At 73.8% G+C, this 12,407-nt stretch carries 11 protein-coding genes; 5 read left to right on the top strand and 6 right to left on the bottom strand.

Going from position 1 to position 12,407, the window contains the following annotated elements; genetic code table 11:
- Nucleotides 1-109: 109 nt before the first annotated feature.
- Nucleotides 110-1,654, bottom strand: a complete 1,545-nt coding sequence (locus tag OF819_RS06650; protein ID WP_267242422.1) for an ATP-dependent DNA ligase — start codon at nucleotides 1,652-1,654, stop codon at nucleotides 110-112.
- Between the two features lie 239 nt (nucleotides 1,655-1,893).
- On the opposite strand from OF819_RS06650, the gene OF819_RS06645 reads away from it, so the two are divergent.
- The 3 genes from OF819_RS06645 (at nucleotide 1,894) to OF819_RS06635 (ending at nucleotide 4,488) form a co-directional block, all read left to right on the top strand.
- Nucleotides 1,894-2,952 carry a phosphatidylinositol-specific phospholipase C domain-containing protein gene (locus OF819_RS06645; RefSeq protein WP_267242421.1) on the top strand — a complete coding sequence of 353 codons (1,059 nt, stop codon included), beginning with the start codon at nucleotides 1,894-1,896 and terminating at the stop codon, nucleotides 2,950-2,952.
- Between the two features lie 236 nt (nucleotides 2,953-3,188).
- Nucleotides 3,189-3,614 (top strand): SsgA family sporulation/cell division regulator, encoded by a 426-nt coding sequence (locus tag OF819_RS06640; RefSeq protein ID WP_267242420.1) that lies wholly within the window; start codon nucleotides 3,189-3,191, stop codon nucleotides 3,612-3,614.
- 46 nt (nucleotides 3,615-3,660) lie between these two features.
- Nucleotides 3,661-4,488, top strand: coding sequence for a helix-turn-helix domain-containing protein (locus tag OF819_RS06635; RefSeq protein WP_267242419.1), 828 nt, complete (start codon nucleotides 3,661-3,663; stop codon nucleotides 4,486-4,488).
- Here OF819_RS06635 and OF819_RS06630 read toward each other — a convergent pair.
- The 5 genes from OF819_RS06630 to OF819_RS06610 all read right to left on the bottom strand — a co-directional run bounded on the left by OF819_RS06630 (nucleotide 4,478) and on the right by OF819_RS06610 (nucleotide 10,304).
- On the bottom strand, nucleotides 4,478-4,903 hold the full coding sequence (locus OF819_RS06630) for a hypothetical protein (protein WP_267242418.1): 426 nt from the start codon (nucleotides 4,901-4,903) through the stop codon (nucleotides 4,478-4,480). The genes OF819_RS06635 and OF819_RS06630 overlap by 11 nt on opposite strands.
- Before the next feature lie 525 nt (nucleotides 4,904-5,428).
- Nucleotides 5,429-6,187: a hypothetical protein gene (locus OF819_RS06625; RefSeq protein ID WP_267242417.1), complete on the bottom strand. Its 759-nt coding sequence runs from the start codon at nucleotides 6,185-6,187 to the stop codon at nucleotides 5,429-5,431.
- Nucleotides 6,187-7,503 carry a VWA domain-containing protein gene (locus OF819_RS06620; RefSeq protein WP_267242416.1) on the bottom strand — a complete coding sequence of 439 codons (1,317 nt, stop codon included), beginning with the start codon at nucleotides 7,501-7,503 and terminating at the stop codon, nucleotides 6,187-6,189. Before OF819_RS06620 ends, OF819_RS06625 begins: the two co-directional genes overlap by 1 nt.
- Before the next feature lie 64 nt (nucleotides 7,504-7,567).
- On the bottom strand, nucleotides 7,568-8,089 hold the full coding sequence (locus OF819_RS06615) for an ATP-binding protein (RefSeq protein ID WP_267242415.1): 522 nt from the start codon (nucleotides 8,087-8,089) through the stop codon (nucleotides 7,568-7,570).
- 154 nt (nucleotides 8,090-8,243) lie between these two features.
- Nucleotides 8,244-10,304 carry an alkaline phosphatase family protein gene (locus OF819_RS06610; RefSeq protein ID WP_416370486.1) on the bottom strand — a complete coding sequence of 687 codons (2,061 nt, stop codon included), beginning with the start codon at nucleotides 10,302-10,304 and terminating at the stop codon, nucleotides 8,244-8,246.
- A gap of 418 nt (nucleotides 10,305-10,722) precedes the next feature.
- Between OF819_RS06610 and OF819_RS06605 the strand changes: the two genes are divergently transcribed.
- A complete protein-coding gene (locus OF819_RS06605) occupies nucleotides 10,723-11,508 on the top strand; it encodes an MBL fold metallo-hydrolase (RefSeq protein WP_267242413.1) in 786 nt (261 codons plus the stop codon).
- An 11-nt stretch (nucleotides 11,509-11,519) separates the two neighbouring features.
- The gene (locus OF819_RS06600) at nucleotides 11,520-12,248 is read left to right on the top strand and encodes a DedA family protein (protein WP_267242412.1); all 729 of its coding nucleotides are present in this window, start codon (nucleotides 11,520-11,522) and stop codon (nucleotides 12,246-12,248) included.
- Nucleotides 12,249-12,407 lie beyond the last annotated feature (159 nt).

Genomic DNA, 12,407 nt, shown 5'->3' with positions numbered 1-12,407 from the left:
TACCTTCCTGGGTCGGGGCCGGCTGCGGGCGGTGGCAGCCACCCTAGGCGGTATCGGCGGATCTTTCGCGCCGCCCCCGGACCCCGCGCCTCGCGGAGATCCGTCGCCCTCACGCGGCCCCGCGTGCGGCGAGGACCTGTTCGACGGTGTCGGCCTCGGCCGCGGGCTTGTCGGGGCGGTGGCGCAGTACGCGGGCGAAGCGCAGTGTGACGCCCGCGGGGTAGCGCGGGGAGCGCTGGACGCCGTCGTAGGCGATCTCCACGACGAGCTCCGGGCGTACGGTCACGGTGAACCCGTCGTCGTCGAGGGCGAGTTCCCGCAGCCGGTCGGTCTGCCAGCGCAGCATCTCGTCCGTGAGCCCTTTGAACGTCTTGCCGAGCATGACGAAGCCGCCGTCGGCGGCGCGTGCGCCGAGGTGGAGGTTGGACAGCAGCCCGGTGCGTCTGCCGTGCCCCCATTCGGCGGCGAGGATCACCAGATCGAGGGTGTGCACGGGTTTGACCTTGAGCCAGGAGCGGCCGCGGCGGCCTGCGCTGTAGGGGGCGGCCAGCGACTTCACCAGGACGCCTTCATGGCCGCGGCGCAGGGTCTCGGCGAAGAACTCCTCGGCGGCGGTGATCTGCTCCCCGGAGGCGGGGTCGTCGACGACGGTGCGGCGCACCCGCATCGGCTCGGGGACGAGCCGCGCCAGCACGGCGTGGCGCTCGGCGCCCGGCCGGTCGAGTACGGGCTCGCCCTCGGCGGCGAGCACGTCGAAGAACACCGGCGAGAGCGGCAGCGCCGCATGGGCCGCGAGCACGTCGGCGCGGGAGCCCACACGGGAGGCGACGTCCTGGAAGGCCGCCGGCCGTCCGCTGTCGTCGAGTGCGATGACCTCGCCGTCCAGGATGAACTGATCCCCCGCCAGCCCGGCCGCGGCGGCGCGGACGTCCGGCAGCCGCTCGGTGATGTCGTCGAGCGAGCGGGTGTAGATCCGCACCTCGCCGCCTGACCGGTGGACCTGGACGCGGATGCCGTCGAGCTTCTCCTCGACGGCGCAGGCGGCGTCGAGGGTGCGTACGGCTTCGCCGACGGAGGCGGCGGTATGGGCCAGCATCGGCTGCACCGGGGTGCCCACCCGCAGCCGGAACCGGGCGAGCGCGCCCGGCCCCTCGGCGAGGACGGCCCGGGCGACGCGGGGCAGCGAGCCCTCCAGCATCACGGCGCGCCGCATCTCGTCCGCGGATGCCCCGGCGGCCTGGGCGACGGCCTCCAGTGCGACGGCGTCCAGGGCGCCCTGGCGCACCTCCCCGGTGAGGAGGCGGTACAGAAACCGCTGCTCCTCCTCGGTCGCCGCGCCCATGAGCCGGGCGACCAGCCGTTTGCGTTCGCGCTGTGCGCCGGGCCCGGATACCCGGGCGAGGGCGTCGAGGGAGGCGTCCACCTCGGCGACGGTCAGCGAGGGAGCGGCGGCGGGCGGCACGGGGTCCTTGAGGGTGCTCCAGCCGACGCCGATGCGGCCCTGCGGCACGCGCCCGGCGAGATACGAGATGACGAGGGGCGTCTCCTTGGGCCCCGCCGCGGCGAACAGCCCGGCCAGCACGGCGGTCTTCCGCGATCTGGCCGGGGCGGCGGCGACCTCACGCGAGACCTCGGCGAGGCGGGCGAACAGCATGCGCCCATCGTGACCTGCGCCGCGCCTGCCCGCACGCCGGACGCCGCCGTCTCGCCGCAGCCGCCCCCGCCCCCCTCCGCACCGCGCCCGCCTCACCCGCCCGCACCCCCGCCAGCGACCGCGGATGGCCGGACCCTTCTCCCGATGTTCACGCAACTCGCTTACGATTCCGTCGACTTGGGGGGAGACATGAGCACCTCAAGGCACCCGCATTCCATCGACGTACAGACAGGGGACCCATGGGGAAGCTCTCGCGCGCCGCCGTGACCGCCGCCGCGACCGGACTGCTCACCGTCGCACTCGCACCCGCCCAGGCCGCCGCCCCCCGCGCCGCACACCCCGGCGAACTGAGTTACGCCGCATCGACCTGGGTCGGCGTGCACAACGCATACGAGAAGGACAAGTACGGCTACTTCGCCGACGCCCTCGACTCCGGCGCGGGCATGCTCGAACTCGACGTATGGACCAATGGATTCGGCCGCTCGTGGCGCGTCTCGCACAGCAACCCCTTCGGCAATGACAACAACTGCGAGAACGCGGCCCATGCGGACCAGCTGCGCACACGGGCCAGAAACCAGGACCTCGGCGGCTGCCTCGCCGATATGCGGGCCTGGCATGACGCCAACCCCGGCCACCGTCCGATTCTGGTCAAGATCGAGATGAAGGACGGCTTCCAGGGGAACCACGGCCGCGGCCCCGCCGCGCTCGACGCGCTGCTCACCGACCGCCTGGGCGACGCCCTGTTCCGCCCGGCCGATCTGGCCGGCGGCCACCCCGATCTGGACACCGCGGTCCGGGCGGACGGCTGGCCGAGCCGTTCGGCGCTGGCGGGCAAGTTCGTGATCGAGCTGATCCCGGGAACGCTTGAGGAGCAGAACCCCTTCGACTCACTGTGGACCGACCGTGAGTACGCGATGCACCTGCGCTCCCTCAAGGCGGCGGGCCGGCTGGGCGAGGCGGCCGCGTTCCCCGCGGTGCACGGGGCCGCCTCGGGCGATCCGCGCACGCGGTACGCGGACGCCGGGCTCCGGCCCTGGTTCGTCGTCTTCGACGGCGACGCGAGCGCGTACGCAGGGGGCTCGATCGACACCGCGTGGTACGACCGGAACGGCTATCTGGTCGTCATGACCTCCGCCCACAATGTCGCCCCCGCCATCGACGCGGTCAGCCCGACGGAGGCCGAGGCCCGGGACCGGGTCACCCTGCTGGCCGGGCGGCACGCCAGCGTCGTCTCCGCCGACTGGTACCCGCTCCCGTCGGTGCTGGCCACGGTGGTCCCGAGGGGCGAGCAGCCATAGCCCCTCCCCCGGGCGCAGCGCACCGCACCATGATGGTTTAAGCTTCACCTACTCAGACCGCCCCGGCCGGTGGCCCCCGTGCCGGCCGGGGCTTCTTCGTTGAGTGATGCACATCACATCACCTACTCATGGGTCGCATGTAATCGCTCCGCCCTCCACGGCGTCGTAAGGAGAACAGGGTCAGTTCGCCCCTGTGGACCTGCCTCACGGACGCCCGCAGCCAAAGGAGCGAGTCGATGTCCTCCACCGTCGCGCAGTCGGCCCCGGCCCGGCTCATCTGCGATGCCGCCCCGCAGACCGGCCCCGCCATCCCGGTGCGGCTGCGCTACACCGCCGAGGACCCGTACGCGGTGCGCATGGACTTCCCGGCCGAGGCATCCCTCGCCGACACCGGCGTGACCTGGGTCTTCGCCCGCAGCCTGCTGGAGTCCGGGCTGAGCGGCCCATCGGGGGCCGGCGATGTGCACATCTGGCCGTGGGGCCTGACCCACACCATGGTCGAGCTGCGCTCCCCCGAGGGGGTGGCGCTGCTCCAGTTCGGCTCGGCGGCCATGCGGCACTTCCTGGCCCTGTCGTACGGCGTCGTGCCGGCCGGCGGCGAAGCGGACGGCATGGATGTGGAGGAGGCGCTGGCCCTGCTGCTCGGGGAGGCCCACGGCTGATCCGCACACCCCGCCCCGCGGAGTCCCTTCGTACTACGGTCGGGCCATGACCATCGCCGAAACCGCCCGCTCCGGCCGGGACATCGCCCCCGGAGCGGGGCCGCTGCTGCGCGAGTGGCGTGAGCGACGGCGGCTGAGCCAACTGGAACTGGCCCTGCGCGCCGACTCGTCGGCGCGCCACATCAGCTTCGTCGAGAACGGCCGCTCGCGCCCCAGCGAAACGCTGATCCTGCGCCTCGCCGACTGCCTCGACGTGCCCGTGCGCGAACGCAACGCCCTGCTGCTGGCAGCCGGTTACGCGCCCCGCTACACCGAGACGCCCCTCGACGCCCCCTCCATGGCCGTGGTGCGCGAGAGCCTGGAGCAGCTGCTCCGCGGGTACGAGCCCTATCCGGCGCTCATCGTCGACGGCTCATACCGGGTGCTGGCCGCCAACCGCGGGATCGGCATGCTGCTCGCCGGACTGCCGGAGCATCTGCTCGCCGAGCCCCTCAACGCGCTCCGCGTCACCCTCCACCCCGAGGGACTCGCGGCACGCATCCGGAATCTGCGCGAGTGGCGCGGACATCTGCTGGCCCGGCTGGAGCACCAGCTCACGCTCGTCCGGTCGCAGGCCCTGCGCGAGCTGTACGACGAGGTCGCCGCCTATCCCCTGCCGGAGCTGACGGACCGGACGGACGGGCCGTGCCCGCCGCCGCATCCCGCCATCGCGCTGCCGCTGCTCATCGAGCACGAGGGGCGGCTGCTGTCGTTCGTCTCGTCGATCTCCACGTTCAACACGCCGCTGGACGTGACGGTCGCCGAACTGGCCATCGAGACGCTGCTGCCCGCCGACCCGGCGACCGCCGAACACCTCCGGACGCTCAGCTCCTAGCAACGCCGACCGCGCGCAGGGCCGACCACTGGAGTACGGCGAAGCCCGCCACGACCAGGGCCTGCAGCAAAATCCACACCGCCCCCGCCGCGGTCGGCGTCAGCCACAGCGCCAGGGCGAAGAGGCTGACCGCCGCCCACGCCAGATTGATCTCCACCACGGCCTGCACCGCCAGCCGCGGCGGACCGGGCCGCAGCGCGAGCGCCCCGACGCCCGCCCCGTACACGGCCAGCAGCGGGCCCAGCCCGAGCAGCAGTCCGGCGTCGACCCCCAGAAGCCGTCCGAGCGGCCCGGACGCCGCGAGATAGGCCAGCCCGTTGACACCGGTCACCACGGCGTCAAGGGCCAGGAAGCGGCGCAGCGCGATCTGCGGTCGTGTGGTGCGGGCGAGCCCCGTGAGCAGGGTGGTCGACATGGCGCATCAGCCTTTCGTCCGGTCGGATCGGGCGAGGTCCGTCCCCGGCCCCCGGTGCGAGGCCGGGGCCGGGACCGGTTCCGGGGCCCGGACGGAGTGCGCCGCCCGGGACCCGGTGAGGTCAGCGTGGCGGAGTGGGGTGGGGGGCGTCGATTACCTGCGAGGTCATGGCGGTGGCCCTGCGGGGGCCGCGGGGCGGAGCCGCATGCCGGATGCAGCCCCCTCCCCGCCCCTTCCCGAAACTGGGGCAAGCCCCAGACCCTACGCCCACGGGGCATGGGGGACCCCCCAATGCCGGTAAGTAGGGGCTCTGCCCCCAAGCCCCCCTTCGGGGGGAGAGGCTGCACGATCAGCCCCGCCGGCGATTGAGGCGCGGGGCCCGGAAACCCAGCCCCGTGGGGACACCTCCGTGGGGACACCTCCGTGGGGGCACCCCCGGACGGAGTCTGGGGGAGGTAGCTGGGGGAGGTAGCCGGGGGAGATTGAGGCGCGGGGGTCCGGGGGGCGGAGCCCCCCGGGGAGGGGTCAGGCCCCGCCCGGGGCCTGACCCGGTGGGCGACCGCGGCCGCGGGTCAGCCGATGCCCGCCGACTCCCGCAAGCGCCGCGAGCACACCGCCCACGGCCGTCCACACCCACCGGTCGCTCCACCAGCCGGAGGACCGCTCGTCGCCCTCCGGGCTCTTCCCCGCGCCCGGCGCCAGGGGCGCGGCGAGGGCCCCGTCCACCGCGTAGGCGCCGCCGCGGTCCGTGGAGGTCGCCTCGATCCGGGCGGTCACCGGCAGGCCGAGGTCCTCCTCGGGCAGCCGGGCGACAGTGAGGCGGATGTAGTACGTGCCGGGGAGCGGCTCATTCGACCAGGTGTCCGCCCAGGAGCGGACGGTGCGCAGGGTGCAGGTCAGCTTGACGGAGGAGGCGTCCTGCGCGGCCGTACGGCTGGGCATGCCGTACTTGCACGGCTGGTGACGGCGCAGCCCGTCGTAGACGTCGAGCCGCCAGGTCGCCGCGCCCTGGCGGCTCGCGGCCTCGGGCAGTGTGACCTCGGCCTCGACGACAGGGCGCTGCCCGGCGTCCGCGGGGAAGGACCAGTAGAGGTAGTCGCCCGTGGACCCCTGCGCGGTGGCGGGCTGCCCCTGCCTGACCGCCGTCGCGGTGCGGAAGGAAGTGCCCGCCTCCGTCGGTTCCGTCGGTTCCGTCGGTCCCGCGGCCAGGGCGGCCGGTGCGGCCGCGGTCAGCAAGGCGGCCGCCGCGAGGGACAGTGACGCCATTCGGGTGAACACGCGCATCAGTGGGTCCTCCAGACAGCGACGCGCCAGCGTGAGATCCAGCCCCAGAGCAGTCCGGCGAGCAGTCCGGCGAGGGCGAGGACGGCGAGCAGCCACCAGCCGCGGCCGAGGCCGAAGGCGGCGACGTCGGACGCCTCGTCGGGACCGTCCACCAGGTCGATCGCCAGCTCGACCGGCAGGCCCGGGGACTTCTTGACCGCGTCGGGGGCCGAGAAGGAGCTGCTGACTTCCAGGCAGACGGTCTCCGCCGCCGGTTCGCCCGCCTCGCCGGAGCCGTTCGCGTCGTCCTCGTCGTCGAGCGGCGGCTTCGGATAGCGCAGCCCGGTGGAGATGACGTCGGTGCGGCCGCTGCCCGCCTCCGCGCCCCGTACGATTTCCCGGCCGTGCACGGTCACGGCCCGCAGGAGCACTCCGTAGTCATCGTCGACGGCGCGGTCGGCCGCGATGCTCACCGAGGCGCGCAGCTCCTGGCCGGGCGGTACGTCCACCCGGTACCAGCGGTGCTCGCCGAACTCCTCGCGGTCGGCGTAGAGACCGGGCTTGAGCTGCGGCGCGTCCGTGCACTGGGCGGCGCCCTCCGTGGCCACGGGGGTGACCACGGGGTCGGCGGCGCGTTCGACGAGCTGGCTGACTCTGCCGGACAGTTCGTCGGTGTGCCGCACGGAGGTGTAGGTGCCGCCGGTGGCCTCGGCGATGCAGGTGAGCTGTCGGCGGGTCTTGGCGTCGGGGACGAGCCCGAGCGTGTCGATGACGAGATGTACGCCCTTGGCGGCGATGTCCCGGGCGACTTCGCACGGGTCGAGCGGCGCACAGGTGTCCTCGCCGTCCGTGATGAGCACGATCCGCCGGGTGCCGTCGCCTCCTTCGAGGTCCTCGGCGGCGCCGAGGAGCGCCGGTCCGATCGGCGTCCAGCCGGTGGGGGCGAGCGTGCCGACGGCGGTCTTCGCCTCGGTGCGGTCCAGCGGTCCGACCGGGTAGAGCTGCCGGGTGTCCTTGCAGCCGAGTTTGCGGTCCTCGCCGGGGTAGTTCGCGCCGAGGGTGCGGATGCCGAGCCGCACCTCTTCCGGGACGGCGTCGAGCACCTCGTTGAAGGCCTGCTTCGCGGCGGCCATCCGGCTCTGTCCGTCGATGTCGCGGGTGCGCATGGAGCCGCTGACGTCGAGGACGAGGTCGACCTTCGGAGCGGGTTCTGCGGAGGACTTGGCGGGAGGCACGGCGTCGGCGGCGCCGGCGGCCGCGCCGGAGGGGAAGAGCCCGACGGCGAGGGTGGCGAGCAGCCCGCACACCCCGGCCGCAAGCCGTTTTCTAATGATCATCCGCGGATCGTATTGACGATCCCGCCCCGGTCCAAAACCGGCGTCACATCCCTCGCGGACCGGGTCAGTTGGCCGCTGTCGTCTCCAGTACGCGGTCCGCCGCCGCGGGGGCCGGCTCCATGGGCAGCTGCCTGGCGGGCAGCGGCTTGAACTCCCGTACGGCGTCGAGCGGAACGAGCGAGGAGCGCGGCACCCGCTGGGCGGCCTTCACCCGTCTGCTGAACCAGATCACCTTGCCGGTCGCGGTGGCGCAGGTCCCCCAGCTGTCGCTGAGGGCGGCGACCGTGGCCAGCCCGCCTCTCGCCGGATGCGAACTGGTCAGCTTGGGCATCCGGCGGTCGGTGTCCGCGACGGAGGCGATCACATGGCGGCCGGTCCAGCGGAGCTCCACGACACAGCTCTTGTCTCCGGTCACATGCCATACGACGTTGGCGACGAGTTCGTCGACGGCGCGGCAGACCGGAGCGATGTGCGCCTCAAGGCTCCAGTACCGGAGGTGCGCCGCGAGAATGCGCCGGATCTGTGGGATCCGCTCGATGGATGCCTGCACGTCCAAGGTGTAGCGGCAGGCGGACTGGTGGTCCATGACCAGCTCCTCACCGCGACCTGCCACCCGTTCGGCTCTGGGCCCCGAGTACGAAGAGTGAGCTTGTGTCGCTTCTGGGTCACTCTCAGGGTGACGTCACACGGTCGCCCGCGCAACACAGAGCGTTCGCCGCGGCGCGCTTGCCGCGACGGGCTTATGGTGACGTCGGCGCGGGAGTGGAGGGCTCGGCCGTGCCCGTATCACCCGTAACACCCGCATCACCCGTGTCACCGGCGTCGCCCGTATCGCCCGCGGTGGAGATCCGCGGCCCGTGCCCCTCCCCCAGCCAGCGGCGCAGCACCCTGTGCAGCTGCTCGGCGCCGACCAGTTCCGCGCCCTCGGCCACCGGCGCGGACAGCTCCGCCGGGTACAGCAGAAAGGCATGGGACTGCTCTCCGCCCAGACCGCCGTGCGAGCCGATCTGCGGTTCGAAGGCGTGCACCGTGCCCGTACCGGGGTCGTACATCGAGTTGACCATGATGTCGGCGACATGCGGGAAGGCGTCGGTGCGGCGTACGGCGGCGGCCGCGCCGCGCCCGAAGCCCGTCAGGGGCGGTGCGCCGTCGGCGAGTTCGGCCAGCGGCGTGGCCGTGCCGTCCCGCCCCAGCGCCACCGAGCCGTGCTCCTCGCTGCGGACCAGCAGGAACCCGATGCCCGGATGGTTGGCCAGGGTCCGCAGCAGCGCGGGGTGGCGGCGGTCGATCTGCTCGCGGCTGAGCCGTTCCTCGGTGTCGGGGAAGGAGATCAGCGCCAGATTCCCGGAGGCGAGCACGACGGGCTCAGAGCCGGTGGCAGGCTGCTCCTCCGCGCCCTGGTCAAGCGTGCGGTGCAAGGCGCTGCGCAGGGCGTCGCGGGCCGCGTCACGCGCCTCCGCGCCGCTCTTGGAGCGCTCGGCGCGCCGGGACACCGGCAGCCCGCAGCCGGCCCGTACGAGATCCTTCAGCGTCAGCCCGTACGCGGCTTCGAAGGTCTCTCCGGGGCTCTGGCCGTGGTCGGACAGGACCACGATCCGGTAGCGGCGCGGGGCGTGCTCCGCGACCTTGGCGATCAGCGCGAGCGAGCGGTCGAGGCGCTCCAGCACCATCGAGGCGTCCTTGCTGTGCGGCCCCGAGTGGTGGGCCACCTCGTCATAGGCGACGAGGTCGGCGTAGACGGCGCTGCGCCCGGCCAGCATGTCGCCCATCACGGCGGCGACCACCACATCGCGTTCGACGACGGTGGCGAAGGCCCGGATGAAGGGGTAGAGCCCGCCGCGGCCGACCCGCGGCCGGTCGCCGCGCAGCCGCGACCGGGTCGACTGGCCTATCTCGCGCAGCACTTCGGCGATGAAGGACACCGCGGTGCGGACCGCGTTGGCGGGGTCGGAGAAGTAGGCGAAGTAGCCGGCGCGCGAGCGGTTCGCCCGGCCGCGGCGCGCCGCCACGGACAGGACGAGGGCGACCTGGCCGGCCCCGCCGCTGAACAGATTGCCGCGGCTGGCCCCGTCGGAGGCGAGCAGCCCGGCGTCGCCGGTGCGTTCGACGGCGCGGCGCTGGAGCTCGCCCGCGCTGGCCGGCCGGTTGCTGACCATCAGCCGGCCGCGGTCCTTCTCGTACCAGCGGAAAGCGGGCACATCGTGGTTGGTGCCGTGCAGGATGCCGAGCTGGCTCGCGCCGGTCTGGGAGGACCAGTCCGTGTGCCAGGGGGTGAGGCGGTGCGTGGTGTCCAGCCACTCGGCGACGGTGGGCATCACTCCGTCGGCCGCGGCGCGCCGCAGCACCTCGCAGCCGACCCCGTCGAGCTGGACGAAGACCGTGCCGGGCGGCTGCTCCCCGCCGTCGCCCGCCGCGCGGGGGCCGCGGCGGTGGGCGAGCCGGTAGAGCCTGCGGCGGTAGGCGTCGTCGTCGCGCACGGCGAGGGCGGTGGAGGTGGCGGAGGCCACCGCGGACATGACAGCCGCGACGACGACCGCGGTCTCCGGTTCGGCCGCCCCGCGCCCGTCCGGGATCAGCCAGAGGGCGATCAGCAGCAGCGAGCCGTTGAGGAAGAAGACGAGCAAGCCCAGGACCAGGGCGGGCACCAGCAGCAGCGCCCGTACGACCACCGGCCACACCAGCGCGGTGAGCAGGCCGAACGCGCCCGCGCCCCAGGCGGCGGTGACGGCCGTCCTGGTGATGCTGTCCCCGCCGGGAGACTGCAGCTGGAAATCGGGGAGCGCACCGGCGAGCGCCAGCATGGTGAGCGTGGACACCGCCCACACCACGGTCACGCGCAGCAGGGCTCTGCCCGCCGTCCGCCATCGCCCTGCGCCGCCCACGCCCGTCTCACCCCGCCTCTCGCCGCGCGCCGCTGGCTTTCGCACTCCGCCAGCCGCTCTCCAGCCTGGCACAGCGGGGGCCGTGATCCGGTGGAGCGGTGTACGGGGAGACCGACACCGCGTTCACATGTTCGAGCCCCGCGCCTCAATCTCCCCCAGGCACGGTCAAGGCCAGCGCATGCAGCCCTCCCCGGAAGGGGCTGCCGGGCGGAGCTCTCGCCGGACACGGCTTAGGGAGTGTCGTCCGCCCGGCGGACGGGACTTTGACGGCACGGCCTAGTCTCGTAAGAGAGGACGCCGGGGCCGGCGTCCGGCGCTACGGCGAGGAGGCGCGCTCGTGCCGGTGGAGATCACCTGGTGGGGTCATGCCACCTGCACCATCGAGGACTCCGGGGTCCGGCTGCTGACGGACCCGCTGTTCGTGCGCCGGCTGGCGCATCTGCGCAGACGGCGCGGTGCGCTGCCGCCGCCGCGGGCGGCGGCGGCCGAGGCGGTGCTGGTCTCCCATCTGCACGCCGACCATCTGCATCTGCCGTCGCTCGCCCGGCTCGCCCCTGGCACCGCGCTGATCGTGCCGAGCGGGGCGTCCCGTGCCGTGCCCGGTCTGCGGCGGCTCGTGCACAGTGCCGGACTGCGGGTCACGGAGATGGCTCCGGGGGATGAGGTGACGGTGGACGGGGGTGTACGGGTGCGTGCCGTGCCCGCGCTGCACGACGGGCGGCGGCTGCCGGTGGGGCCGCGCCGCTCGCCGGCGCTCGGCTATGTCGTCGACGGGGAGGCGCGGACCTACTTCGCAGGCGACACCGGGCTCTTCGACACGATGGCCAAGGAAGTGGGCCCCGTGGACGTGGCGCTGCTGCCGGTGGGCGGCTGGGGCCCGTACCTGGGCCACGGCCATCTGGACGCGGCCCGCGCGGCGCAGGCGCTCGCGGCGCTGGGGCCGGCCGCCGCCGTGCCGGTGCACTACGGCACGTACTGGCCGATCGGGATGGACGGGGTCCGGCCGCATGAGTTCTACGCTCCGGGTGTGGAGTTCGTACGCAAGGCGGCGCGGCTGGCCCCGGATGTGACCGTCCACCGGCTCGGGCATGGCGAGCGGGTCCGGCCGGGGGCCGCCCGGTGAACCCAGTGCGCATGGCCCAGAGCGCGTCCGAGGGGCTCTGGCAGCTCTCCGAGACGGTGACCCGGCTGCCGCCGGAGTCGACGCAGCAGGCGGTCGGCTATCCCACCCTGTTTCTGCTGGTGGCGCTGGGCTCGCTGGTGCCGGTGGTGCCGACGGGAGCGGTGGTGAGCTCGGCGGCGGTGGTGGCGTTTCATCAGACGGCCCCGCTGGCGCTGCTGTTCGTGTTCCTGGTGGCGGCGTTCGCGGCGTTCCTCGGCGATGTGGCGCTCTACTGGCTCGGCGGGCGGGGCGTCCGCTCGAAGAACGGCTCGCGCTGGCTGGCCGCCCTGCGGGTGCGGGCCGCCCCCGACCGGCTGGAGCAGGCGCGGTGGAAGCTGCGGGAGCACGGGGTGACGGTGCTGGTGCTGTCCCGGCTGGTGCCCGCGGGGCGGATTCCGGTGATGATGGCGTGTCTGCTCGCCCGGATGCCGATGCGGAGGTTCGTGCGGGGCGATGTGCCGGCGTGTCTGGCCTGGGCGGCGACGTACCAGCTCATCGGGATTCTGGGCGGGTCGCTCTTCGACGAGGCATGGCAGGGCGTGCTGGCGGCGGTCACGCTCGCGCTGCTGATCAGCGGGGTGCCGACGCTGTGGCGGAGGCTCCGCGGAGCCGGCGGCCACGGCGGCGACGGCCCGGATGGCGGTCCTCCGGGCCCCCGCACGCGCAGCCTCCAGCCGGACGGCCCGCAGTCCGGCGACTGACGCCGCGCCGCGCACTTCGGGGGCCGGGCGGGGGCCGGGAGTCCCGTACGGCCTGCGGCCGCGCCGCCCGCGGCGCAAGCGCGGCCGCCGGGCGAAGCGGGCGAAGCCGTGGCGTCCGGCCGCCCGCGTACAGGAGCGCCGGACGACAGGCGGCTCCCG

The sequence above is a fragment of the Streptomyces sp. PR69 genome, from assembly GCF_026420845.1.
Taxonomy (GTDB): domain Bacteria; phylum Actinomycetota; class Actinomycetes; order Streptomycetales; family Streptomycetaceae; genus Streptomyces.
Note: the sequence above shows the minus strand (reverse complement) of the source record. Positions and strands in the feature narration are given on the sequence as shown.

Bases quoted from the DNA above. Each gene is read 5' to 3' on its own strand.
- OF819_RS06615 (WP_267242415.1), bottom strand. From the start codon at position 8,089: ATGGACCACCAGTCCGCCTGCCGCTACACCTTGGACGTGCAGGCATCC.
- OF819_RS06635 (WP_267242419.1), top strand. From the start codon at position 3,661: ATGACCATCGCCGAAACCGCCCGCTCCGGCCGGGACATCGCCCCCGGA.
- OF819_RS06640 (WP_267242420.1), top strand. From the start codon at position 3,189: ATGTCCTCCACCGTCGCGCAGTCGGCCCCGGCCCGGCTCATCTGCGAT.
- OF819_RS06620 (WP_267242416.1), bottom strand. From the start codon at position 7,503: ATGATCATTAGAAAACGGCTTGCGGCCGGGGTGTGCGGGCTGCTCGCC.
- OF819_RS06610 (WP_416370486.1), bottom strand. From the start codon at position 10,304: ATGCTGGCGCTCGCCGGTGCGCTCCCCGATTTCCAGCTGCAGTCTCCC.
- OF819_RS06625 (WP_267242417.1), bottom strand. From the start codon at position 6,187: ATGCGCGTGTTCACCCGAATGGCGTCACTGTCCCTCGCGGCGGCCGCC.
- OF819_RS06630 (WP_267242418.1), bottom strand. From the start codon at position 4,903: ATGTCGACCACCCTGCTCACGGGGCTCGCCCGCACCACACGACCGCAG.
- OF819_RS06600 (WP_267242412.1), top strand. From the start codon at position 11,520: ATGGCCCAGAGCGCGTCCGAGGGGCTCTGGCAGCTCTCCGAGACGGTG.
- OF819_RS06645 (WP_267242421.1), top strand. From the start codon at position 1,894: ATGGGGAAGCTCTCGCGCGCCGCCGTGACCGCCGCCGCGACCGGACTG.
- OF819_RS06650 (WP_267242422.1), bottom strand. From the start codon at position 1,654: ATGCTGTTCGCCCGCCTCGCCGAGGTCTCGCGTGAGGTCGCCGCCGCC.